The 23,722-nt window shown below is 36.8% G+C and carries 21 protein-coding genes and 1 other RNA gene; 9 read left to right on the top strand and 13 right to left on the bottom strand.

Annotation, left to right across the window (positions count from 1 at the left end; genetic code table 11):
* Nucleotides 1-222 precede the first annotated feature (222 nt).
* Nucleotides 223-759 (top strand): HD domain-containing protein, encoded by a 537-nt coding sequence (locus BUB45_RS15355; RefSeq protein WP_073011651.1) that lies wholly within the window; start codon nucleotides 223-225, stop codon nucleotides 757-759.
* Nucleotides 760-1,321: 562 nt separating this feature from the next.
* On the opposite strand, the gene bioB is transcribed toward BUB45_RS15355, so the two are convergent.
* Nucleotides 1,322-2,314: a biotin synthase BioB gene (gene bioB, locus BUB45_RS15350; RefSeq protein WP_170861767.1), complete on the bottom strand. Its 993-nt coding sequence runs from the start codon at nucleotides 2,312-2,314 to the stop codon at nucleotides 1,322-1,324.
* Between the two features lie 523 nt (nucleotides 2,315-2,837).
* Here bioB and BUB45_RS15345 point away from each other — a divergent pair.
* Nucleotides 2,838-4,082, top strand: a complete 1,245-nt coding sequence (locus BUB45_RS15345) for a dicarboxylate/amino acid:cation symporter (protein ID WP_073011648.1) — start codon at nucleotides 2,838-2,840, stop codon at nucleotides 4,080-4,082.
* Nucleotides 4,083-4,222: 140 nt separating this feature from the next.
* Here BUB45_RS15345 and BUB45_RS15340 read toward each other — a convergent pair whose 3' ends face one another.
* The 5 genes from BUB45_RS15340 to BUB45_RS15320 all read right to left on the bottom strand — a co-directional run bounded on the left by BUB45_RS15340 (nucleotide 4,223) and on the right by BUB45_RS15320 (nucleotide 8,131).
* Nucleotides 4,223-5,422 carry a transglutaminase-like domain-containing protein gene (locus BUB45_RS15340; RefSeq protein WP_073011645.1) on the bottom strand — a complete coding sequence of 400 codons (1,200 nt, stop codon included), beginning with the start codon at nucleotides 5,420-5,422 and terminating at the stop codon, nucleotides 4,223-4,225.
* A 198-nt stretch (nucleotides 5,423-5,620) separates the two neighbouring features.
* Nucleotides 5,621-6,028: a thiol-disulfide oxidoreductase DCC family protein gene (locus tag BUB45_RS15335; protein ID WP_212590780.1), complete on the bottom strand. Its 408-nt coding sequence runs from the start codon at nucleotides 6,026-6,028 to the stop codon at nucleotides 5,621-5,623.
* Nucleotides 6,015-6,977 (bottom strand): HTTM domain-containing protein, encoded by a 963-nt coding sequence (locus tag BUB45_RS15330; protein WP_073011640.1) that lies wholly within the window; start codon nucleotides 6,975-6,977, stop codon nucleotides 6,015-6,017. Before BUB45_RS15330 ends, BUB45_RS15335 begins: the two co-directional genes overlap by 14 nt.
* Before the next feature lie 78 nt (nucleotides 6,978-7,055).
* Nucleotides 7,056-7,709 carry a DUF5819 family protein gene (locus tag BUB45_RS15325; protein WP_073011638.1) on the bottom strand — a complete coding sequence of 218 codons (654 nt, stop codon included), beginning with the start codon at nucleotides 7,707-7,709 and terminating at the stop codon, nucleotides 7,056-7,058.
* A gap of 80 nt (nucleotides 7,710-7,789) precedes the next feature.
* Nucleotides 7,790-8,131, bottom strand: a complete 342-nt coding sequence (locus tag BUB45_RS15320; protein WP_073011636.1) for a hypothetical protein — start codon at nucleotides 8,129-8,131, stop codon at nucleotides 7,790-7,792.
* Nucleotides 8,132-9,089: 958 nt separating this feature from the next.
* On the opposite strand from BUB45_RS15320, the gene acsA reads away from it, so the two are divergent.
* The 3 genes from acsA to BUB45_RS15305 all read left to right on the top strand — a co-directional run bounded on the left by acsA (nucleotide 9,090) and on the right by BUB45_RS15305 (nucleotide 12,476).
* Complete coding sequence (acsA, locus tag BUB45_RS15315; RefSeq protein WP_425303971.1) at nucleotides 9,090-10,799, top strand: acetate--CoA ligase; 1,710 nt, start codon at nucleotides 9,090-9,092, stop codon at nucleotides 10,797-10,799.
* A gap of 415 nt (nucleotides 10,800-11,214) precedes the next feature.
* A complete protein-coding gene (locus BUB45_RS15310) occupies nucleotides 11,215-11,754 on the top strand; it encodes a nucleotidyltransferase family protein (RefSeq protein WP_073011728.1) in 540 nt (179 codons plus the stop codon).
* A 113-nt stretch (nucleotides 11,755-11,867) separates the two neighbouring features.
* Entirely contained in the window at nucleotides 11,868-12,476 is a 609-nt protein-coding gene (locus BUB45_RS15305) for a class I SAM-dependent methyltransferase (RefSeq protein ID WP_073011630.1), read from the top strand.
* A gap of 355 nt (nucleotides 12,477-12,831) precedes the next feature.
* Here the strand turns inward: BUB45_RS15305 and hmpA are convergent, their stop codons facing one another.
* Nucleotides 12,832-14,064 carry an NO-inducible flavohemoprotein gene (gene hmpA / locus BUB45_RS15300; protein WP_073011627.1) on the bottom strand — a complete coding sequence of 411 codons (1,233 nt, stop codon included), beginning with the start codon at nucleotides 14,062-14,064 and terminating at the stop codon, nucleotides 12,832-12,834.
* 140 nt (nucleotides 14,065-14,204) lie between these two features.
* Here hmpA and BUB45_RS15295 point away from each other — a divergent pair, with 140 nt between their 5' ends.
* A complete protein-coding gene (locus tag BUB45_RS15295; RefSeq protein ID WP_073011624.1) occupies nucleotides 14,205-14,639 on the top strand; it encodes an RrF2 family transcriptional regulator in 435 nt (144 codons plus the stop codon).
* A 63-nt stretch (nucleotides 14,640-14,702) separates the two neighbouring features.
* Nucleotides 14,703-15,218, top strand: a complete 516-nt coding sequence (locus BUB45_RS15290) for a type 1 glutamine amidotransferase domain-containing protein (protein ID WP_073011621.1) — start codon at nucleotides 14,703-14,705, stop codon at nucleotides 15,216-15,218.
* A gap of 268 nt (nucleotides 15,219-15,486) precedes the next feature.
* On the opposite strand, the gene BUB45_RS15285 is transcribed toward BUB45_RS15290, so the two are convergent.
* Both BUB45_RS15285 and BUB45_RS15280 read right to left on the bottom strand, forming a co-directional pair.
* Entirely contained in the window at nucleotides 15,487-16,779 is a 1,293-nt protein-coding gene (locus BUB45_RS15285) for a glycoside hydrolase family 18 protein (RefSeq protein ID WP_073011617.1), read from the bottom strand.
* Nucleotides 16,780-16,845: 66 nt separating this feature from the next.
* On the bottom strand, nucleotides 16,846-17,379 hold the full coding sequence (locus tag BUB45_RS15280; protein ID WP_084723737.1) for a cysteine hydrolase family protein: 534 nt from the start codon (nucleotides 17,377-17,379) through the stop codon (nucleotides 16,846-16,848).
* Nucleotides 17,380-17,587: 208 nt separating this feature from the next.
* Between BUB45_RS15280 and tadA the strand changes: the two genes are divergently transcribed.
* Nucleotides 17,588-18,070, top strand: a complete 483-nt coding sequence (gene tadA, locus BUB45_RS15275) for a tRNA adenosine(34) deaminase TadA (RefSeq protein ID WP_073011614.1) — start codon at nucleotides 17,588-17,590, stop codon at nucleotides 18,068-18,070.
* Nucleotides 18,071-18,158: 88 nt separating this feature from the next.
* An RNA gene (gene ffs / locus BUB45_RS15270) (signal recognition particle sRNA large type) lies at nucleotides 18,159-18,424 on the top strand.
* An 88-nt stretch (nucleotides 18,425-18,512) separates the two neighbouring features.
* Here ffs and BUB45_RS15265 read toward each other — a convergent pair.
* From BUB45_RS15265 to BUB45_RS15250, 4 genes are all read right to left on the bottom strand, one after another.
* A complete protein-coding gene (locus tag BUB45_RS15265) occupies nucleotides 18,513-19,214 on the bottom strand; it encodes an ABC transporter ATP-binding protein (protein WP_073011611.1) in 702 nt (233 codons plus the stop codon).
* A gap of 4 nt (nucleotides 19,215-19,218) precedes the next feature.
* On the bottom strand, nucleotides 19,219-21,735 hold the full coding sequence (locus BUB45_RS15260) for a hypothetical protein (RefSeq protein ID WP_073011608.1): 2,517 nt from the start codon (nucleotides 21,733-21,735) through the stop codon (nucleotides 19,219-19,221).
* Between the two features lie 60 nt (nucleotides 21,736-21,795).
* Nucleotides 21,796-22,200, bottom strand: coding sequence for a hypothetical protein (locus BUB45_RS15255; protein ID WP_073011605.1), 405 nt, complete (start codon nucleotides 22,198-22,200; stop codon nucleotides 21,796-21,798).
* 479 nt (nucleotides 22,201-22,679) lie between these two features.
* A complete protein-coding gene (locus BUB45_RS15250) occupies nucleotides 22,680-23,243 on the bottom strand; it encodes a beta-class carbonic anhydrase (protein WP_073011603.1) in 564 nt (187 codons plus the stop codon).
* Nucleotides 23,244-23,722: the final 479 nt, after the last annotated feature.

Raw genomic sequence — 23,722 nt, 5'->3', positions numbered from 1 at the left:
TCGCAAATAGAAGCATGCATAAGGGTGCTTTTATTTATGGCAGTTGTTTTTTACTTACTTTAAAGGAAATATAAGGAGCTGAGATAAATTTAGTTCAAAAAAAAGGAACAATCGGACCGAGTATATAACTTGCAATAACTCATGTTCATATGCTATAGTTTTAAAAATTTCCCCTTATACTAGAGAGTATTAAAAAAGAACATATAAAGGAGGTATCTATAGATGAGAAATGTAACATTAGAAACTGTGTTCCTACATCCTGTTACACAGCGTTATTTGAAACGTTCAGGTATAGCTCATGCCATTGCGGTTGCAGAATATGCATTTGATCTTGCCAAGCAGTATCAAGTAAATCGCGATCATGCTACGAAGGCGGCTCTATTGCATGATGTAGGGCATTATACTTGGTATACAGAAGGAAAATGGGATTATGACAAATATCGAAAAAATGATATTCATGCAATTAAAGGTGCAAGTCGTGCGCATAAACTACTCATTCGTATTGGCGAGGACCCTCAAGTAGCTAAAGAAATAGCTGTAGCTATATTGTTGCATACGGATTCTTACTTGCCGAATGGCGAATTACAATTAAAACCATTACAGCAAGTTGTACACTTGGCAGATGAGGCCGATGAAGAAACTGGTGGAAACCATCATTACAGGCGCATTGATGACAAATCGGCCTTAGAGCGAATTCAATTGTTAGATCAAAAGATCATGCAATGGTTAAGCATGAACGAGATGAAACATATTATTTAAATTGAATGACAAGTAGGAAAGCATACTGTATGGATTGGAGCGTTATCTATCTCCTATCCCATTTTCCTTGCTTTCTTGTTTTACATAATCTCTGTTGCTTCAATAAAAAGCACCCTTCTTTATCTCCCCTCTGTAAAAAATCTTGAACGTCAGGCATGCATTTTTTATTTTCTCCTTTTCTCATATTACCATTTCCGTTCGTAAAACTGAAAGCGCATACGAATTACGTTGAATTTACGCTGGGCAAATCAACCTCTAGGTACGCAGTAAAAATAAAACATTAAAAATGGGAGGTTACTGTTTACCTTTATTGGCATGTATACAATCCTTGGTGACTATTCGCGAGCTTCCCCATACTACTTAGCAGACGAAACTATTTTCTATCTTCGAGCATTAGGAGTTTTTGGTATGTTGTTTTCTCTATTTATAGCAAGGTGCAAGTCTTTTTCTCCTTATAGAGAAACATAAGATTTTTTGGTTTTATTAGAAGAAAAACGGCATAAACGATAAGTAGTACGCGGGGGCTGTTTGCTTATCATTTATACCGTGGTATGCATTTGTTTTAGACGGGTACTTCGGAGTTCACATCATCAATTTCAAAACCAAGATCTGTAAGCATTTGATAATCTTTTTTTGCCACTTGTCCAGCAGTTGTGAGATAGTCGCCTATAAATATAGAATTGGCTGGGTATAAGCTAAGCGGTTGCAAGCTTCTTAAATTAACTTCCCGTCCTCCGGAAACTCTAATTTCTGCTTGGGGGTTTGTAAAACGAAATAGGCATAGAACTTTTAAGCAATAGAGAGGCGTAAGCTCATCTGTACCTTCTAAAAGGGTTCCTTCCATGGCGTGTAAAAAATTCACAGGAATAGAAGCAGCCTCTAGTTCTTGTAAGGCAAATGCCATTTGTATAACATCTTGTTTCGTTTCTTTCATTCCGACAATGATGCCTGAGCAAGGAGAAATACGCGCTTCCTTTACTTTGTTTACAGTTTGTATACGATCTTCGTAAGTATGGCTAGTAGTTATCGTAGCATGGTGAGCTTTTGATGTATTAATATTGTGGTTATATCTGTCTACACCTGCTTTTTTTAACTGTTCTGCCTGCCCAGGTTTTAGAATACCGAGACAAGCGCAAATTTTTAAATCATACTTGGCTTTAATTTCTTTGACAGCACCAATAATATGGTTCAATTCTCTATCTGTAGGTCCGCGTCCGCTCGCAACAATACAATAGGTGCCTGCATGCAATTGACTAGCTCGTTCTGCTCCTTTTACAATCGAATCTTTGTCCATCATTTTGTATTTTTCAATTGGATTTGTTGAATCACGGGATTGCGCGCAATAGCCGCAATTTTCTGAGCAAGCACCTGATTTTGTATTAATAATCATATTAAGTTTTACTTTATTACCGTAGTAATGCTTTCTAATCACGTAAGCACTATGTAGTAATGGAAGTATAGCTTCGTCAGGGCAATCTAAAATGGCTAAACTTTCTCCTTCTGTTATCTGGTATCCTTCCAAAACAGCCTTTGCTAAAGATTGAAAGTCTATCATCTTCTCTATTTCATCCTCTCCTAAAAATTTTGATGAAGAAATCCTAAAAAACAAATTGTAAACATAAATTTATATAGGTTAACAATAAAGATTTTATAAACTATTGTCAAGAATGCGCGTAATAAAAAACGCTACGTTAATTGGATCGTAAAAATAATTTTTACTGGTTATGTATACGATTAAATAAGGAATATAGTATTATCATCTACCTTACAAAAAATAGGACTATTCAAGTAGTAAGAAAAATGATAAAATAGAAAAGCAACTCTATAATTTTATACCTTGTAACACACTGCTCTGTATCCCATTTCTTTATTCTACTCATCTATATTTCATATAGGAAAACATGAAAAAAAGAATAAATCACTAGAATAATTCGTTTTTTAGTGGCAAATTACGGAGAAAGCGCATTCTTTTCTAAGAATTTATAAGACATCTCAATTTTAGTAGTTTAAGAATACAGATAAGTCTTAGCTTTCTGTTTATATTTAACTGTTCACACAACAAGAAAGGACGAATGCTTATGAGTTTAACCAAAAAAATATTACTTGCCTTACTATTAGGAATTTTCGCTGGAATAGGTTTAACTTTTGCTCCTGCAGAACTGTTTACACCTATTGATACGTATGTATTAAATCCTGTTGGAGAAATATTTTTAAACTTAATTATGATGATAGTTGTTCCCATTGTTTTTGTTTCGATTGTGCTTGGAACAGTTGGATTAGGCGACCCATCTAAATTAGGAAGAATTGGGGTACAGACGATTAGTTTTTATTTAGTAACGACAGCCATAGCGCTAGTTATTGGATTAGGAGTTGGATTAGTACTAGAGCCAGGTGAAGGAGGAAATTTCTCCATAGATGATGCTTCCTATGAAGAACAAGCCGCGCCACCGATTATGGATACGCTTGTGCAAATCATTCCTGAAAATCCAGTAGAAGCACTATCAACAGGAAATATGTTGCAAATTATTGCAGTCGCCATTTTTGTTGGAGTTGCACTAGCTATGTTAGGAGAAAAAACGAGTGGAATCAGAAATTTATTTGAGCAGGCCAATGACATATTAATTTTTCTTGTGAATGCGATTATGAAAACAGCTCCTTATGGGGCGTTCGCTTTAATTGCATCAGCAATTGGAGAAGCTGGTTTAGATGCAATAGGTTCCATGTTTATGTATATGTTGGCAGTTATTTTGGCTCTTGTTTTACACGGAGTAATTACGTACAGTATTGCTATTAAAACGTTAGGAAAAGCAAGCCCATTAAAATTTTATAAGGCGTTTTTCCCGGCAATGTCCGTTGCTTTTAGTACATCCAGTTCCAGTGCAACACTACCAGTATCTATGAAAATAGCGCAGGAAAAACTCGGTGTAAAAAAATCGATCAGTAGTTTTGTGCAGCCATTAGGTGCAACGATTAATATGGATGGAACTGCAATTATGCAAGCAGTTGCTACGGTTTTTATTGCGCAAGTGTATGCAGAACCGCTAGGCTTAAGTCAAATGCTAATGGTTGTTTTAACAGCTACACTAGCAAGTATCGGAACAGCAGGAGTCCCTGGGGTAGGGCTGATTATGTTAGCGATGGTGTTAAAACAAGTAGGTTTACCAGTAGATGGAATTGCTTTAATTATCGGGGTAGATCGGTTGCTAGACATGATACGAACATCGTTAAATATTACGGGTGATGCAGCGTGTGCGTATATCATTTCGGAAGATGATAAACGGAAAAATGGTATAGATGAGGAACAAACCGAACAAACAGCATAATGGAATGTAAATTTTAAGAGCGCGTCTACGAGAAGGCGCGTTTTTCTGCTAGAGGAGAGACGGCCTTCTATCACGACATAGATGCTTCGCAGGCAAATACATGGTGAAAGAGGCCTCCTCATGGAATGAATGACACAGGTTTATAAAATGGTAGATATTGCGCCCATACTGACTAAAAGCATAATAATTCCAAAAAAAACGGTTGCGAACGAGAAGAATAGTACCCTTTCTTTTCTTATAACGAAAGATAGACAAAACAAAAACGCGGGAAATGGAAACAGAATACTTAACAGATCCCAGTTAGTGGAAAAATAAAATATGGCAAATAGCAGAGCAATATATCCTGATATTGATCTAACTAGAAGTGTTAATTTTTGTTTTCCAGTTTCCTGAACATTCCATAGACCAAGAAAATTTTCCGTTCTATCTTTCAAGGGTTTCTGATCTTCATAATATAGGTACATAGGTTGGAAGTAAGGTATTTTATTCTGAACTAAATCTTTCCCCCAAATAAATGGCTCTCCTGCTATATCAAATGGGCTATATGGTTGTTTATTCTGCACAATAGCTTTTGGGTAAGCTGGTACAGGCTGATGTTCTGTGTCAATAGAAAAAACAATGCGTTGATGCTCCGTTTTTCCGAAATATGTTTTCCAAAACAAAGTTTGAAATGGAGAGAAAAAATATCTCCATAGCTGCCTTTTTACTGTAGCAGCCATACTCGTATCGACGGGTATCCAACCTTCTTGTTCGAGGTAAATTTCATTCCATACATGCGCCCGATGATTTCCACCTGTAAACGCCCCTACCATGATACGACAAGGAATTTCTATTGCACGGCATAGCGCTGCAAATAAAAAAGAAAATTCACCACAATCTCCTTTCTTACTTTTGAGGAAATGGGTAACTCCTCTAGCTTTTGGGGGGAATTTATATTTATAATTTTTGACAATATAAAAAAATAGTAGCTTGGCTTGCTCTTTTGGATTTTCCACCCCTTTAGTAACGAGGGAAGCAATGTCTCTTACTTCTTCGTTTACGCAAACCATAGGTGTGGATCTTAAATAATAATTTTTTTCTTCTTGTGTTAATTCGGGCAAAGTATCTTCCGTATTGTTTAACAATTGTATTTTATAAGAAGCTTTTATGGTTTCGTTGGGTTTGATTTCATAAAAGCTAATTTTATTCCCAATTGTATCTTCATTTTTTTGACAAGGAGGCGTTTTCTTTTCGTTAATAACCTGCTGATGTTTCGTATCTGGTGGGGTTGCTAACCATAAATACACGTTAGCTGAGGTAGGATTTTTATATTGAAATGTATACACTACTTTATTGTCCAAATCTTCACCTGCTTTATTATTTTATTTAGCGTATAAGATGCTGTGGACTTGCTTTAGAATTCATAAATAAGTCTAAATAGAAGCTAAATATCCAATACACGTAGGGACCTTTAGGCCATAGTCCTTGGGTTATAAACAAACAGTGGAGGATGAAAGAGCCCCCACTGATTGAGATTTTATAGGTATAATCTGCAAACGTTAGCTTCTGTCGGGAAGTCTACAAAAATCACCTTCACAGCCCCCAACGGGAAGTATTTTTCGTTTACTTGCCAACCAGTCATATATTTTGGATCCTACTCCTATCCATATAGATAGTTGGAGAAAGGGAACAGCTATCCATAAAAGGGGAATTTGTTTAACTATACGAAATATACTATCTATACCTTCTTCTATTTTACCATCTTTTAATCGAATAGTGTGCATTCGTTTTTCCAATTTTTCATAATTTAAACTGTACTCATTTAGAACAGCCTTGTTTCTAGTAGATTCATATTGAAGACGACGAAAACAATCTAATCTTGCTAGTGTTTTCATACTTTTTGTACAAATAGGGCACCAAGTATCATAAAAAACAAGGACATTGTTTTTTTTATTAGGCCTGTTCAACATGCTCAGCCTCATATTTTCTCCCCTTTCTTAGTTTCCACTTGGATGATAGATTTTTGATGATAGCATATGCCCAAGCATACTCTTTATCTTTTAGTAAAAGCAGTTGTATGGAGATCATTGTCGCAGAAAATGTAAACAAACCCATGACAATGGCAATTCCGACGTGCATAGCGATAATATTAAAAATAGCAATATATTTGGTATAGCGGTTAAATAATAGAAATGGATAGGTTATTTGTGCAAAAATAGCTCCATATGCGCCAATTAGCAAGAGAATGTTAGATGATAAAATGAATTCCTTGAAAAATGGATGCGTATACTCATCTACCTGCAAGATATAGTAAAGCGCTGTACCATTTTGCCACACCTCTCCCATAATTTTATGCATACCAGAAGTTAAGTACATAAAGGAAACTTGTATAATGGAGGCAAGAATGGCTAAATTATGAAAGCTATTGGATAGTGGGGTTGCTGTGATGCTACTAGGTGTTTTCTCTTTTCTTCTATAGCGATCCAATGAAAAAAATGCTGTTGTATTTGCAAATAACAAATAAAACAGAATGATTCTCATTACATTGTCTCCACCGTCTAGAATTAAAACATTTACATGTTGTAAAGACCAAATAAAAACAAAATTTAAGATGGCTGTTAGTCGACCCATGAAACCTAAGGTAAAGAGCAAAGCGACTACAATGCCAATATGAAAAATGATTTCAAAGTACAAGACAGAATCATTTAATTGATACAAAGAAAGATTACTAGTGGTAATTAGATTTTGCGTAAACGTCTCGTGCTCCTGCATGCCATTTGGCCCCCACAGAAATCGTCGTTGCCCATAATGAATAAAATAAAAATATAAAATTAATAGACCAAAAGCAACTCTAATTAAACTGGCGCCGATTAACATATGTTTTTCAGTAGTTAGCTTATTGTAAATAGTATTCAAAATTAAAATTCCTCCTCTTAAAAATGGTGGAAATAAGTGGTTGCTATATGAAAAAGTTTAAAATTGATAGATAAGCCTTTAAAACACAGAAGAAACTGTTTCAAATTCCTTCCAATCAAATTCATGAATAGTTCTTTCGTTTTCAAAGTTTGGATTGTCTTGTTCGGAAAAAGGTGTGGCTTTTGTTTCTCTTATGACAATTTGTGTGCGTGTGATATCTTTTTCAGGATATAAACTACTTACATAAGATTGAGCATATCGGTTTAATATATTTATCCCATTTTCTTCTTGCTCTTTTGTCATTTCATTGTCTAGAATATAATCATACTCCTCTTTATTTAAATCTCTTTCTTCTACTTCTTGGGATAGTTTCCGTGTTACATCATCTTTTTGATACAGGGACATAAATGCACCTCGTTGGATGCGCACTAAACGATTATAAGGAGTAAAGCGATTTTTATAGTTTTTTTCAATCATAAACGATGTTAAATTGGTCCATTCTGTTGTTTCGCCATTAGAAAATTGTGCACGAACTAGAAATTGGTTATTTGAACTTGCTGGATTTGGTGCGAACAATTTCCAGTTTTGTGAAAATAAAGGCTCCATATAGGCATTTACAATAAACCCATATTTGGCTTTTACTGGATTAAAAGGAGCTAAATAAATAGCGGTAAACATAAAATGGATAAAAAACAAAAAAGCCGAAAATAGAATGATTACTTTTTTTAACATAGGATCACCTCTATGAATTAGACGATTGTCCCAATTTGTGGGACAATCGTCTTATATTTTAGTAAAGGGCAAGTAAAGAATTATTGGTCAAAAACAATTTTGATATCTTCATATTCTGCATTACCTCTCATCTTCTCATCACTGCCGCCTAATTGTTGTTTAGCCCAATCATAAGCATCTGCACCAGCTTTGGCGGTAACTCCACCAACAAAAGCTGCACCCGCAACGCCTGCTCCTTTTAATGCATAAGCTCCGGCAACTGCGGGAGTAGCCTGAGGAGATACTTCTTTGTTGGTAGCCAATTCAGTTTGGACTGCTTTTTCATTTTTAATATTATCTGTTCCAGCAAAGACAGAGGTTGTCGTTGTTCCTCCAATAAATAAACTTAATGCCAGTGCTCCGGTGATTAGCTTCTTTTTCATCAAATCATCCTCCTAATTAAATATAAAAACTAAAACAAAAGCAACAATAGCAACAATGACCAAAACTGTATTCCTCTAAATTCTATTCATGAATCGCCTCCTTTAAATAATGTAGGCATTCTTTGCACTATAGGAAGTATAAAATTTTTAGCGTTTATCGTATAAGAAGAACAAAGCCTTTCGCTATAAGACTTGGCATCAAGCCAAGTTTTTCTATTCTAAGGTGAATATAATGAAATTTTGAGAGTTGACTTATTTTTATCCTATACGAACCCACCATGACTAGCATGGAGTGAACCACCATTTAGTATGAAAATGGATTTCTAGCTAAGAAGATGTTTTTTTATACAAAAGTATAAAATTTTAGGGTTTATAGCATAAGAAAAACGAAAAGCTTTTGCTAAAGACTTGGGGTGAGCTACGTTTTTCTACAAGTAGCTAGTCAAACTTAGTTAATAGGATATTCTTGGTAGGCTGAACGAAGGTGAATTATTTTATGTGTTAATTCATTCATAAAACAACTTGTCATAATATTAAGACTTATGCGCTGCGATTACAAGTGCTATAAGTCCTGTTAAAAAAGCGAAAAAATCCCAATAATAGGTAAATTTTATTGAACGAAAAGGACTAGTCTGTCATTTATTAAGGGTGCTGGGGTTTCTTTTTACACAATATTGACTAGGAAAATGATATAGCAAACTGCTCCTCCTCACTGGTATCTTAGCTTAAAAGTAAATATATCCGCTTTTTTCTCCATATAGATAGGCTGAAAGTTTAGATATCACTTTAAAAATGTCACAAAATGTTCTAAAATAATAGTAGTTACCAAAATGTTTTCATAATTTAAAAGAGTGCATCCTTTTGTTTCGAGTTTAGATTTATAGAAGGTAAACTGAAGTAAACAGCAGGCTTTTTGTAACCGATACCATTAAAACATTAGGGGTGATGACACGTGGAAATGAAAAAAATCCCTGCTAGAGAGGGAAATCATAATTTAAAAGATTATAATTGTATGAAAGAATCATTTGCTTGGGAGAGCATAAAAACGAATTTTTCCTGGTTTGAAACAGGAAAGGTGAATATGGCTTATGAAGCTGTTGATCGTCATGCTGATAACCCAAATAAAAGCAATCAGACTGCACTGTTATTTTCATCACCGGACCGTGAGGAGAAGCTGACATTTAATGATCTACGTCATGAGAGTAATAAATTTGCAAATGTATTACGGAAATATGGAATAAAAAAAGGAGATCGTGTATTTTTATTTATGCCGAGAACGCCAGAGTTTTATGCTGCTTTCTTTGGTATCTTAAAAGTTGGTGCCATTGCAGGGCCTTTATTTGAAGCATTTATGGAGCAGGCAGTTAGAGATCGTCTTCAAGATAGTGAGGCGAAAATGCTGATTACAACGCCTGATTTATTGGCGCGCGTACCACAAGCTGATTTACCAGCACTTGAGAAAATTGTTCTAGTTGGCGATTACGAGGGAAAGGTGGAATCATACATTCAATATCACGAGGAAATGAAAGCCGCTAGCGATCAAACAGAAATGGAATGGGTTGATCTAGAGGATGGTATGCTGCTTCATTATACCTCTGGATCTACTGGAAAACCAAAAGGGGTCTATCACGTGCATCATGCGATGATACAGCACTATGCATCGGGCGATTGGGTGTTGGATTTAAAGGAAGACGATACTTATTGGTGTACTGCCGATCCTGGTTGGGTAACAGGCACAAGCTATGGTATTTTTGCCCCTTGGCTTCATGGCGTGACGAATGTCGTTCGTGGTGGTAGGTTTACGCCTGATGATTGGTACCATACACTTGAAAAATATTGCGTTACGGTATGGTATACAGCACCAACCGCATTACGTAAGCTCGTTAGTGCCGGTAAGGAGACAGTTGAAAATTATGATCTTTCTGCATTACGTCATATCTTGAGTGTTGGTGAACCTTTAAACCCAGAAGTAATTTCATGGGGATTGAAGGCCTTTCACCTTCGTATTCACGATACATGGTGGATGACAGAAACGGGGGCACATATTATTGTAAACTTCCCATCTATGGAAATACGGCCTGGTTCTATGGGGAAACCGCTACCGGGTATTGAGGCATCCATTGTTGATAATGAAGGAAATGAATTACCACCATATCAAATGGGGAATTTAGCCATTAAAAAAGGCTGGCCATCGATGATGCGCGCCATTTGGAATAACCCTGGAAAGTTTGAAAGCTATTTTATCCAAGATTGGTACGTGTCTGGCGATAGTGCTTATAAAGACGAAGATGGTTATTTTTGGTTTCAGGGTCGTTTAGATGATGTCATTAATACATCAGGAGAACGAGTAGGTCCATTTGAAGTAGAAAGCAAGCTCATTGAGCACCCAGCTGTTGCAGAAGCTGGTGTAATCGGCAAGCCGCATCCAGAACGAGGAGAAATTGTTAAAGCCTTTATTACTTTAAATGAAGGCTATGAGGATTCAGAAGCTTTGCGAGAAGAAATAAGGCAGTTTGTGAAAACAGGTTTAAGCGCACATGCTGCTCCTCGTGAGTTAGAAGTAAAAGATTCTATTCCGAAAACGCGGAGTGGAAAGATCATGCGGCGTTTATTAAAATCCTGGGAACTCGGATTGCCAACAGGCGATACATCTACATTAGAAGAATAAGATGTAACAAAACTGGTTATCCCACAGTTGGATGACCAGTTTTTATCGCGCTTGGAAAAAGGAGGAATAAAATCTTGGATTTCATATTATTTATGCTACTTGGATTTATTGGAAGCTTTGCTTTAATTTTTTTATGCATAGTCGGTTTATTGAGGTATTTCAGGAAATAATTCTGCACAATACAAAAAAGGGATTGGGTAAATTATGTTGCAATCCATTTTAAACTAGATAGATTATAATACCAAAGATGATATTTTAATTTTGTTTTCTGTCTTCAATTTTCACAAATAAACCCGATTGCTGAAAATGTAAAGATGCAATACTAACTAGCGTAAAATAGCCTACATCTATGTAATAGGTGCTATGATGTACAAATAGAGGGGTGAGACATTTGTTAGCAACGAAACAAGATATTATGAACGCTATTGGGCAAGACGTTGAAATGATGACGGTATTAAAAGCAGTTATGTCACTTGATTTACCAGATTGCTGGGTATGTGCTGGTTTTGTAAGGACGAAAATTTGGGATACATTGCATGGAATAGAAAAGACACCACTTCCTGATATTGATGTCATTTATTTTAATCATCAACACACGGCAGAAGATATAGATAAACAATTAGAAGAGAAACTTCATCATATTTTGCCTGCTCTTCCATGGTCGGTGAAAAACCAAGCAAGAATGCATACTAGAAATCACGTTCCACCATATCTTTCATCCGAAGATGCTATCGCCAAGTTTCCAGAAACTGCAACTGCATTAGGGGTAAGGCTAGATCAGCATGAAAATGTTATTTTAACAGCCCCACATGGCATAGAAGATGTTCTTCAGTTAGAAGTAAAACCGACTCCGTATTTTTTGCGAAACGAGAAAAGAATGCAAATCTATCGACAAAGAGTAAATAAGAAGAATTGGCAATCTACGTGGAAGAAGCTAAAGATTTATGTCACGTAAAAACAATAGAAGCCCCTTTTATTTCGCATCTTGTGCTTATCTGTTACATTACATATAGGGGTATTTTATGATATATAACTACTTAATCGATAATGAAGCAAGGAGAGGAAACAATGTCAAAGGAATTTTGGGATGAAAGTTTCTCAGAAAATGAGTTTGTGTATGGCAAAACAGCAAATGCGTTTATTCGTTCCATGAATGAGATGCTTGCAGCAGGTTTGAAAGTAGCCTGTTTTGCAGAAGGGGAAGGTAGAAATGCGGTATATTTAGCAGAATGTGGGCATCATGTAACAGCATATGATCAATCCACGGTAGGGCTTAAAAAAACAACCCAACTCGCTCAAGAAAAAGATGTAGCTGTTCAAACCGTAGTTAAAGACCTTACCACAGAAAGCGTACCTGTGCAACAATATGACGCTGCTTTTATGGTGTTTGGGCATGTTCCTAGAGAAAAGCAAGTCTTTTTTATTAATAATATGTTGAACTCGCTCAAAACGGGTGGCTATCTCCTATTCGAAGTTTACTCGGAGGATCAATTAGCATATAAAAGTGGAGGGCCAAAGGAGAAATCGATGTTATATCGTCCTGTAGATATGTTGAACTGGTTAGATGGTCATAAATGGATTCATTTTTATTATGGAGAGGCCGAACGACATGAAGGAAAGAGACACTCAGGTCTGTGCCATGTTGTGCAAGTAGCCGTTCAGAAAACAGCTCGGTAGGTTGGTGAGGGTTAATGGATAACACACTGACTGAGCTTGTGTTATCCATGTGTTATTTCCTTTGCTTCAACAATAGTTTAGGTTTTATTCCGAATACTGTAGTAAAATTACTCCTTCAAGATAAGTCTAAGAGGACGATAAAAGAAACTAAGTTCCTAGGATATTTAGATCACCGCTATACTATAGCAAAGGGTAAAATTTTTTAGGAGTTAAAGTTTAAGAAAATGGAAGAATTACTCCATAAAGATTTCGTGACAAATGGTTATTCGCAACAGTGAGGGATAAATCCCCCACTGATGGAAGATCACTTTATTTCCAAATGTTAATACAAGCTTCAAAACAGAATAGAAAAAAGTTACGAAGCGCTCATATCTGCCGCGGGGCCAAAAACCTCATAATGGATATCTGCATCGTCTACATGTAATTGTTTGAGGATAAGCAATGTTGTTTGCATAAAGCCTTTTGGACCGCAGAAATAAAAGGATGCATTGGTAGTTGGCAAAACAGAGTGTAGCCAGTTGTAACTGATATAGCCATTTACATCACATGGATGCTCGTTTTCAGGTTGACTATATAAAGTATAGCTTGAAACATTTGTATGTTGCTTACTAATTGTATTTACACGATCCTTAAATGCGTGATAATTACCTGATTTTGCAGCATGAATAAAGACTACTTTTCTATTCGGTTGTGTATGAATGACTGTTTCCAACATGCTCATCATTGGTGTTATTCCTACTCCACCACTAAGGAGCACGATAGGTCTGTTATCGTTTCTATTTAGAAAGAAATCACCAGCTGGCGCTGTAAGTGGTAAAACACTTCCTTCGTTCACCGATTCGTGTAGGAAATTGGATACCTTTCCGTTTGGAGTTTTGGCATCACCGGCTTCACGTTTAACACTAATTCGGTAGTGATCTTTGTTAGGTGATGTAGATAAGCTGTATTGGCGTAGATGGGTGTAAGGTTCTTCTGGAATCTCTGCTTTCAGCGTGATATACTGCCCGGGAAAAAAATCAGGAATGGCAAGGCCATCTTCAGGTTGCAAATAAAACGATGTAATGACGTCGCTTTCTTTTATTTTTTGAATGACTTTAAAATTACGGAATCCTGTCCATCCACCAGTTTGTGCTTCAGCTTCTTCATATAGCTGTTGCTCCATGTCGATAAATAGTTGCGCAATGATACTGTATGCTTTTTCCCACGCAGCAATTATTTCATCACTCGCTACATCTCCTAAGACATCTTTCATCGCTAATAATAAGTATTTCCCAACAATCGGATATTGGTCTGGTTTTACGTTTAAACTTCGATGCTTATGGGCAATTTGCCGGACGTGAGGTACGATTTTTTCTAACTGGTCAATGTTTGCTGCAGCTGCGTACACCGTATTGGCTAATGCGATAGGTTGATCGCCACGTCGTTGATTCGTTTGATTGAAAAGGTGATTTAACTCGGGGTGATTGCTTAACATAAGTTGATAGAATCGCTTTGTAATAGCTGTCCCTTGCTTTTGTAAAATTGGAACTGTAGCTTTAATCAATTGCTTACTTTGTTCATCTAATTTGGTTTTTGCCGTTGTTTCCATAAAAAATCCTCCCATACAATAAAGATGTATTTTGAATACATCTTTATTGTATAATGAAAGAACATGATATAAAACCACTTCCATCACATTTGTGTTACAATATTGTGAAAAACAAAAACCATTATATAGCAGGTGACAAAATGAATCTTAAAAAATACACCGACTTCTCCCTTCGAGTATTAATATTGGCTGGAATGAAAACAGAACAGGAATTAACCACGATTAAGGAAATTTCTACTGTTTATCATATATCACAGGAGCACTTACGAAAGGTCGTTCATAACTTGACGAAATTAGGACTGATCGAATCCATTCGTGGCAGGCATGGCGGTCTCCGTTTAGCAAAGCCAGCGGAGGAAATCAATATCGGTCAATTAGTTCGAACATTGGAAGACGATTTTGTATTATTGGAGTGTTTTGATAAGGAAACGAATCACTGTGTTATTTCTCCAGCTTGCACTTTAAAACATGCACTAAATCAAGCATTAATGGCTTTTTTTCAAGTGTTAGATACATATACATTAAAGGATTTAATCCATAATGAACAAGCATTGCGTAAGCTTATGGGGATATGATGTTTTAATTTGTGATTTTCGGGAAAAAGTACTTATGTAATATTCATAAAGGAGGAATCGTTTGTGAGTAAAAGAATTGCAACTGTCATCACAGATATGTTTGAGGATGTAGAATATACAGATCCAGCCAAAGCTTTTCAAGATGCTGGACATGAAGTAGTTACAATTGAAAAAGAAAAAGGGAAACAAGTAACAGGGAAAAACAACCAAGTTACCGTTACGATTGATTATGGAATTGACGATGTTAATCCGAGTGACTTTGATGCGCTGTTTATTCCGGGTGGTTTTTCTCCTGATATGCTGCGCGCAGATGAACGCTTTGTCACATTTGCCAAGCATTTTATGGACGAGAAAAAACCCGTTTTTGCCATTTGTCATGGTCCACAGCTGTTAATTACAGCGAAAACATTGGAAGGAAGAAAAGCAACTGGATTTAAATCCATCCAAGTGGATATGGAGTATGCAGGCGCCAAGGTTGTAGATGAAGAAGTAGTTGTTTGCCAAAACCAACTCGTTACAAGTCGCCAGCCAGATGACATTCCCGCTTTTAATCGGGAGTCTTTAAATGTATTAAAATAAAATAGGTACAAAAAATAAGTCCTCTTGTAGTGGAGGGCTTATTTTTTAGTAGATGATAAAGCTTTAAAAATCTGTGTTTTGGGATAATGAAATAACGGAATAAGCCACGTCCGGCTCCAGAGACCAGCAACTGGGTGACTGCCAAGTTTTTCTAATAAAGCTCATAGTAATAAGGAAACTTCCAATTGCTTCAAGGCAGAGAATGTGGAAGCTTTTTTAGGCTTTATCATGTAGTCCACGTTTTTGAAGCAAAAGTTAGCGTGTACGGTTATTCTAATTTTGTAATCGTAAATTGATCTTGTAATAATAACCAATTTTGCGGGAAGGCAAGCCCTATTTTCCAATAAGAAATGCCTAACAACCCTAATTCCTTGATTAAATTAAACTTTGCCTGAATCGACCTTGCATCCTCAAACCATACTTCATGTCTTGTCCCTGCCTCATCCGTATAGGTGAAAAACGGTGCTTGTGCTCCTTGATCAAACATAATTTCCGCATTATTTTCTCGTGCAATGGTAATAGCTCGCTGTGGACTTACGGCTTGAGCGGGTTTTCCGTTATCAGCAGCATAAGGCAATGTCCAGTTATAACCATATAAGTTTTGCCCTAATAAGATTTTGTTCGCTGGAATTACTGTGAGTGCATAATCTACTACCTTTCGTACTTCGTTGATAGGTGAAACAGCTAATGGTGGACCATACGTATATCCCCATTCATAGGTCATTAAGACAACAAAGTCAGCAACCTCCCCATGTACTGCATAATCATGGGCTTCATACCATTGTCCTGGTTGATCGGCTCGTGTTTTTGGTGCTAATGCAGTGGACATTAATAAGCCTGCTTGAGACAGCCTTTCTTTTGCTTTCCGTAAAAATGCATTATATGCTTCACGATCTTCGCTTGGTAAAAATTCAAAATCAAAATGGACATCCTTATACCCTTGTGTAGTTGCTGTATTAATAATATTATCAAGCAACGTATTTTGTACGCTTTGTACGGTAACGATAATATGCCCAAGTTCCGGACTGAACTCTCCTCCTTCTAGGTTGGTTACAACAAGCATTTTTGCTACATTATTTTGTTCAGCAATGTCAGCTAGACCATTTAACGGCGGTGGTGTTAGACTGCCATCGCGGCCTACACGGTAGCTGAAAATAGCTAAATAAGTTAAATAAGGCGCTGCTTTTCGAGCAGAATTCTTTAGGGTTTCTGACACCGTATCACCGGAAGGCTCAATATATGCGTTTGTCGTAATTGGAGTCTTAGGTGCTGGCGGAATATATAATTGAAATCCCACTGGTATGAAATTTCCTGGCGAGATTCCGTTTATTTGTGCTAACGTTTCAAGAGGTATGTTAAATTGTTGGGCAATGGAAAATAAACTATCTCCAGGTTGAGCAAAGTAAAATTGTCCAATAATAGGAATGACAAGCGCTTGACCGATAACTAAATTATTAGGTGCATCCAACTCATTGGCATCAATAATTGCTTGCGTAGAAGTTCTGTATGTAGAAGCGATTTGAAACAACGTATCTCCTGCAGACACAACATGAATTTGCAAAATAAATCCCTCCTTTCAAAGTTTTGCTACTGTTACTTTATGAGGAGGGAGACGGAGGTATGCTAATTATATTGCTGTTGTGTCTGCTTTCATAACCGCGTGTAATAAATATAGGGCATAAGCATTATTATCTTTCCCTTCTGAAGCCATGCAATTTTCTGGAATATGCATCTTATATCCATACATATAGGCATCCTTTGCTGTAAACAGAATACAAATATCCCCGGCAATTCCTGCCATAATGAGGCTGTCTTTATTTAATTCAGATAACAAAGATTGTAAAGGCGTTTGAAAAAAGGCGGAATGCTGTGGTTTAATAAGAAAATAGTCTTGGTCATCTGGCTTTAAAGCTTCTATAATGTCTTTACTTGCGTCATTGTAGCAGTGGTCAATTATTTTACGAAAGTCTGCTTGCCAAAGACCGTAATGATCATTAACATAAATAATAGGCAATGCATTGGTTTTGGCAAATTCCCGTAAAGAAATAAGGTGCGGAAGGATTTCTTTTGTGTTGGAAGCTAATGCTTTTCCACCATCAAAATGAAAATCGTTGATAATATCGACAAATAAAACGGCGGTTTTTTCCAATGATTTGAGCACGAAAATTTCCTCTCTCTCTTCTGATAGAGTATATAAGGCTATCTTTCATGTGACTAATCTGTGAGATAAAGTACACGAAAATTCAATTATAAGTCATATCCAATGAAAAACGGTTAAGGGTGGACATCACAGATCAGTTGTGTATCGGATACTTTTTTAGTATTATTACCGAATTTCCGTTTTTCAAACTAGAAAGTAGTGTGATGAGATGAATACGATAGATGAACAAAGGATGTTTACAGCTATACAAGAAGCAAAAAAAGCAGCCGCACAAAATGAAGTTCCGATTGGTGCTGTCATTGTATACCAAAATGAAATAATAGCTACCGCATATAATGTACGTGAAACAACACAAAGTACGTTGGCGCACGCGGAATTGTTAGCAATACAAAAAGCAAATGATAAGATTGGTAGTTGGCGATTAGAGGATTGTACGTTGTATGTTACATTAGAACCTTGTCCAATGTGTGCAGGCGCAATTGTGCAGTCGAGAATAAAAAGGGTTGTTTATGGGGCGCCTGATCCTAAAGCGGGTTGTGCTGGTACGTTGCTAAATTTACTACATGAAGACCGTTTTAATCATCAAGTTGATATAACTGCAGGCATTTTGGAAGAAGAATGTGCTACCTTACTAAAGGATTTTTTTAAAAAGATTCGCAAGCAAAAAAAGCTAGACCAAAAAGAAAATTAGACCTGGATATCGTTTAAATATAATTGTACCCAAACTTTCCACCATCTGCTATTGCAATTTGCCTGTATTATCGTTATAATGATTAGTACCGTGCTAAGCGGGGAGGTAGCGGTGCCCTGTACTCGCAATCCGCTATAGCGAGGCCGAATTCCCGTCTGAGGTACGATGACTTTATGGTCTGCCTCAAGGGATTGGTGTTGACGTTTAGGTCCTGCGCAACAGAAACCCACGAATCCTGTCAGGTCCGGAAGGAAGCAGCAGTAAGTGGTCATTTCTGTGTGCCGCGGGGAAGCCTAAGCCGAGCCATGAACTTGAGTAACGCATAGGGTCACCGTATCGATGACGGGTGCACGGTATACATAATGACTATAAAAAGCTCTGTCCAACTATTGGATAGAGCTTTTCTAATATGATAGCTTTGTAAATAGATTTAATTCCTTTATTAGGGAAATGGATTTGTAGCAACGATTTCTGCATCTACCTCTTCTAATTTCCCGCTGTTCATGCTCATGACACGATCTCCGTAAGGCAAAATCTCCAAATCATGTGTCACAAAAACAATCGTTCTCCCTTCAGCTTGACACTTTTTTAAAATATGCAGAATTTGATCGCGTGAATCTCGATCAAGATTTCCCGTTGGTTCATCACAAAGCAATAACCCAGGGTTATTTAACAAGGCTCTGGCGATTGCCACACGCTGCTTTTCCCCACCCGATAATTGGTCTGGGACAGCTTTGATACGATGTTCTAGCATTAATGTTTCTAATAGTTCCTTTGCTCTTATAGAAAGTTCTTCCTTGTTTTTATAAGGTAATTCAGGGAGCATTACATTTTGTACTGCGGTGTAAGCAGGAAACAACTCATATTCTTGAAAAATAAAACCGATATGGTTTCGGCGAAAATCACGTTTTTCTTCCTCTGTAGCATGTTGCATTTCAAGTGGTCCAAGCGAAATAGTAGATAAGTTGTCTACTGGTATTAAACCTGCGATACATTTTAACAAGGTTGTCTTCCCTGAACCGGAGCGACCAATAATATTGACCCATTCTCCATGATGAACTTGCAAATTCACCTGATGAAGAATTTTTTTTGCATCTTGCTTCGTTTGATACGTTTTGGTAAGATTTTTAATTTTTATTTCCATGTATTCATCCCTCCTTTTGTATTCGCCCAATAAACTGACTTGCAATATACTCATTGATTATTAAGATAAAAATAACTATTCCTATTGCTATTCCAATACTTGCTCCAGTCAATAGCCATGTCATATTCTCTGTCAATAGGATTAAAAAAATGCTAACAATAAACCCTACCCCTGTTGAAATACAGCTCCAAATTAGTGTCTCTTTACGTAATTGCAAACGGATATGCTTGTTTTTCCAACCAATTTTGTAGAGGAGATACAGGTTGTTTTTTCTAGCTTTCCATAAATGAAACAGCGATTCGATTAATGTAAATAGCGTTAAAGTACTAATACCTATGACAAGAACCCACTGTTCTTCGTTCATCTGCCAATGGATGTATGATCCCAGCGTTGTTTCGGTCATGTTACGAATGGTAATGTACGATAATGGAAGTAAAAAGCTAAGTAAGCAAGTAGTAAGTAAAACTTGATAAACAGTTGCAAGAATGTGGTGTCGATAGTAGTACATATTGGTTAATAGCAATGATTTGCGTGGCTTAATTTTTATCGGTCGCTCGTTTCTATTCGTATAAATATAACCAACGAACCATTTAATAACGAGAATAATAACAATAGAAATGCCAAAGCCAAACCAGATAATCGATGGAGTACCAAATGTCACGAATAAGATAATCATACTAGTGATGATAGCGAGAATGCATTGTCCGAACCATTGTTGGCGATAGAAGCGGTTAATGGTTGTTGGTAACCAACCAATCCAAGCCAAGCGATGACGTTCAGGTTGTTGCTCTGTTTGCATTACTTGGAAACGAGAAATAAGGGCTAAAACTGCAACAAGAAGAAATGTAATTCCAGTTGCAATGGAAAAGAGATTCCAGCTATTAAGAATTTTATCTGCTGCACCTAATGTTGTCCATGGTTGTTCTACTTTTCCAATCTTCTCTACATCGAGAACTAAAGTTTGGTGGGAAGCCCCAGCTATGATATCTACATGTAACCCTTTAGCTTCAATATCTTCTGCGATTTCCTTTATTTTTGAGGCTGCTTTTTCTGTATAACCCGTAATATTAGCAACTTTAATTCGAATGGCGTCAATCGGTGCATTTCCTTTAAAGAATTCCGCCCACTCTAAGGGCACTAGCCCATGAGCAGGAGTTGGCAAAAAATCGCCTGCTAAATGGGTTGGATGTAAAGCCTCACCAGTTGCTTGCAATGTTCCATAGTTATATTGATAGATTCCAAGTGGGCTGGCAGCAAGACTGTTTTTGTATTCTTGAAGTGGAGCTTTTGCTACTTCCACAAAATAGACAAATTCTTCTTCCTTTGCTTCAGCGTTGTAGGTTTGAAAGTTTACCTCTTCCACATCTCTATGTATGGGGATATCCCCTTCTTGGTTTAATAGATTGACATATATGTCTTCTCCATCTAGTTTATAGTCAAGTGGTGATACCTTGAAGAAACTGCTATGAACGTTTATATTACTAATGGCTAAAGCTTCTCCGTGCTTCGCTAAATCATAGTCTTTGTGCATGACGATTTCATACGCATCGTCTAACATATACCAATCTTTTTCAAATGATGTAAGCACACTAGAGAAATCAACAGTGTGTGTATTTGTTTCTAAAGCGGGAATAGTTGCTAGGCGTTGTTTCACCGTTTGGATCAATCTAAGATCATCTGTAAAAATGATGTCTCCCAAGTTTTCTTGTTCGGAGAGGCCAACATCGTCCTTTAGTTGTTGAAGCTCCGTTTTAGTAAAATTGAGCGGTTCTACTGTAATACTAGCTTGGATAGGCGTTTTCGTATTTTCCACACCTATTAAAGGTATTTCTTTTGCTCCCGGCATATCAAAATAAGGTTTCAGTGAATTTGTTTGAAAGGGAGAAAAATCAATTCCGGTTAAAGCTGCTTCTGATTCAGGGTCAATGGCTACAACAGGGTGATAGGAAGCGGGTAAGATAAATCCAGGAGTATTATTTAACCAAGTATCAACCATACGCTTGTTCGAAGAATAAACTTCATTGTTCTCGACCAGCTGACCATTAGGTAAAGGGTGTAATACATACCCAACATCTTTTCCTATTTTGTAGGAAGTAGCGCCATTATTAGTATAATATTGCGCGGTATAACGAACAGGTGGATCCAATTTTGGTATTTGAAAAGTAGTCTCTGTTTTCGTAAACGAACCTAAAGCTGCAACAGGAGCAGCGATTTCAATGCGTTCGTCTGTTTGAATCTCCTTCCATGTATCTAATGTAATGCCACCCGTTCCCACCCCTAAATAGTTTTGTTCCACAAGTCCTAATCTCTTTTCAATCAAGGAAGTCGCATTTTTCGGGCGTACAAGTAGATCGTACTCTCCTCTTGAAAAATCCGTAATGTCTCCTTTTACTTGTTCGTTTGCCTGTGTAAAAGAGGAAGCAGCAATTGGAAGACACACAAGAATAATGGTGATTAATAATAGTGTAAAAAAATAAGCAAATGGTCGAGATTTTATATGTTGCCAATGGATATGGAACATAAAGCACCTCCTTGTTAGTCAGGCATTGATTAGATATCAACACCTGACTTGTTCGTTTGTTTACCGTCTCCAATATACGGTTGCGTTATCAGAGCCCATTCCCCAATCGTAAATTGCATTACCAGTTACATTGAAAGTCCTTGACGAGCCTGATGGGTCATAGCGGTGATTAAAAGAATATCTGTTACTAAACGATGTCGCTGTATAACGGGTACCATCACCTGGTCGAAGTGTATAGCTGATAGGTAATCTACCATCATTATGTGCTGCTATTAAAGTCCAATTCGCTCGGGAAGCACCTTGAATCCGTTGTGTTTTAGGAGTTAAACTGACTCTCAGTTGGTTTAATTCGACATCATTTGTTTTTTCTTTTTGAGGTATAGGGGTATCAGCAAAAGCGACACTAGATGTAAAAATAAATACAAAAGCTGTAAAGATACCAACTATAGCTGACTTTTTTATCATAGTTTCACCTCCTTGTATGGAATATACTTTGATTATATCGTATATTTTGAAAAAAACAATATTTTAAAAAATTAAACTAATTAATTTGAAAAGAGAATTTGATGCTTATAAATATTGGATTGAATCTTTATTCATAATCTATAGTTAAGAGTTACTTCATTTGGTGGAAAAGGAAGAGATAGGTGAAAGCGAAGAGTTACTACATTTCTTTATATCCAATTCAAATAACTTCATAGACTCATTACGTGCTTCGTAGTAAAGATTTTATATGCATTTAATCACACGAGCGACTGTAAAAGTTTTTAAACACATACTTACATTTAAAAGAAAGGGTTCCCATTTTAAAGGGATAGAGAAACGAGCTAATAAAAGGATTTTCCTTTGTATTCATATTTGCAATCATTTATTAAAATTAAAAATATCTTTCAATATATTAAATGCCCCTCGTTTAGACAGGGGCATAAACATGGGTAATGATATTATTTTTTGTAGCCGTCCACAACAAGATTAAGCTTTCCCGTTTCAGGGTCCATTACTAGGCCGTGAACAGGCACTGAATCAGGCATTAGCGGGTGGTTTCCAATTGTGGATACACTATGTCTTACACTATCTTCCACACTATCAAACCCTCGAAAGAAACGGTTGAAATCAACACCAGAATATTGTAATGTATCCAATGTTTCTTGAGAGATGCCGCGATGCTTTACTTTTTCTAACGTTTGCTCTGCTTTTACACTGGCCATGCCACAATCATGATGTCCAACAACATAAATTTCATCTACTTCAAGCTCATAGACACCGACTAAAATACTGCGCATAATACTTCCGAACGGGTGGGAAACAAGCGCTCCTGCTGTTTTAAGTATTTTTGCATCTCCATTAGAGATGTTCATTGCTTTTGGTAGTAGTTCTACAAGCCTTGTATCCATGCAAGAGAGAATAAGGACATGCTTATTAGGAAACTTACTGCTTTGATAGCTTTCATACTCCTTTTTCTCTACAAAATCTTTATTATGTGTTAAGATTTCTCCTAAAAGATTCATATACAAAACCCCTTTTTAGTAAATATAAAAGCTGTTAGCTTGCTGTTTAGCAATGAGCTTTTCAAAGAAAAGCTCTATTAACCTTTAAAAGCTAAATTGTTTCAATATATATTTATTATATCGGAAAAATCGGCACTTCGCATATCATTTGTCAAAAAGCTTGTCTTCAGTTTCCCTCGATATAGATATAACCTCTATCTTCTCAGCACGTAATTTATGTACACGTTTATTGTTTTTTTTAGTGCAATAATTGTTTTAAAAACATACAGACGTAAAAAACACTACGCTTTCCAGCAGCATGCGCCATAGCCTTCTCGTTAGAAAAGCTTGGCTTGTCACGGCGAAAGCTTTTGTTTTACATAAGTGAAAAACCCTATAGTGGAAAAAGCAGTTCGCTTTTTTTCTGCGGGTCTTCTCACTGCATATTCGCTCTTATTTAGCCAATAGCAAATAATTCAATGTTTGCTTTCACTTTATGT

The sequence above is a fragment of the Virgibacillus chiguensis genome (assembly GCF_900129865.1).
GTDB classification, from domain to species: domain Bacteria; phylum Bacillota; class Bacilli; order Bacillales; family Amphibacillaceae; genus Virgibacillus; species Virgibacillus chiguensis.
The sequence above is the reverse complement of the archived record's forward strand: the minus strand, read 5'-3'. Positions and strand labels throughout refer to the sequence as shown.

Excerpts from the sequence above, each read along its gene's own strand:
- BUB45_RS15355 (WP_073011651.1), top strand. The coding sequence starts at position 223 with ATGAGAAATGTAACATTAGAAACTGTGTTCCTACATCCTGTTACACAG.
- bioB (WP_170861767.1), bottom strand. The coding sequence starts at position 2,314 with ATGATAGACTTTCAATCTTTAGCAAAGGCTGTTTTGGAAGGATACCAG.
- BUB45_RS15345 (WP_073011648.1), top strand. The coding sequence starts at position 2,838 with ATGAGTTTAACCAAAAAAATATTACTTGCCTTACTATTAGGAATTTTC.
- BUB45_RS15325 (WP_073011638.1), bottom strand. The coding sequence starts at position 7,709 with ATGTTAAAAAAAGTAATCATTCTATTTTCGGCTTTTTTGTTTTTTATC.
- BUB45_RS15320 (WP_073011636.1), bottom strand. The coding sequence starts at position 8,131 with ATGAAAAAGAAGCTAATCACCGGAGCACTGGCATTAAGTTTATTTATT.
- acsA (WP_425303971.1), top strand. The coding sequence starts at position 9,090 with ATGAAAAAAATCCCTGCTAGAGAGGGAAATCATAATTTAAAAGATTAT.
- BUB45_RS15310 (WP_073011728.1), top strand. The coding sequence starts at position 11,215 with ATGAACGCTATTGGGCAAGACGTTGAAATGATGACGGTATTAAAAGCA.
- BUB45_RS15305 (WP_073011630.1), top strand. The coding sequence starts at position 11,868 with ATGTCAAAGGAATTTTGGGATGAAAGTTTCTCAGAAAATGAGTTTGTG.
- hmpA (WP_073011627.1), bottom strand. The coding sequence starts at position 14,064 with ATGGAAACAACGGCAAAAACCAAATTAGATGAACAAAGTAAGCAATTG.
- BUB45_RS15295 (WP_073011624.1), top strand. The coding sequence starts at position 14,205 with ATGAATCTTAAAAAATACACCGACTTCTCCCTTCGAGTATTAATATTG.
- tadA (WP_073011614.1), top strand. The coding sequence starts at position 17,588 with ATGAATACGATAGATGAACAAAGGATGTTTACAGCTATACAAGAAGCA.
- BUB45_RS15265 (WP_073011611.1), bottom strand. The coding sequence starts at position 19,214 with ATGGAAATAAAAATTAAAAATCTTACCAAAACGTATCAAACGAAGCAA.
- BUB45_RS15260 (WP_073011608.1), bottom strand. The coding sequence starts at position 21,735 with ATGTTCCATATCCATTGGCAACATATAAAATCTCGACCATTTGCTTAT.
- BUB45_RS15255 (WP_073011605.1), bottom strand. The coding sequence starts at position 22,200 with ATGATAAAAAAGTCAGCTATAGTTGGTATCTTTACAGCTTTTGTATTT.
- BUB45_RS15250 (WP_073011603.1), bottom strand. The coding sequence starts at position 23,243 with ATGAATCTTTTAGGAGAAATCTTAACACATAATAAAGATTTTGTAGAG.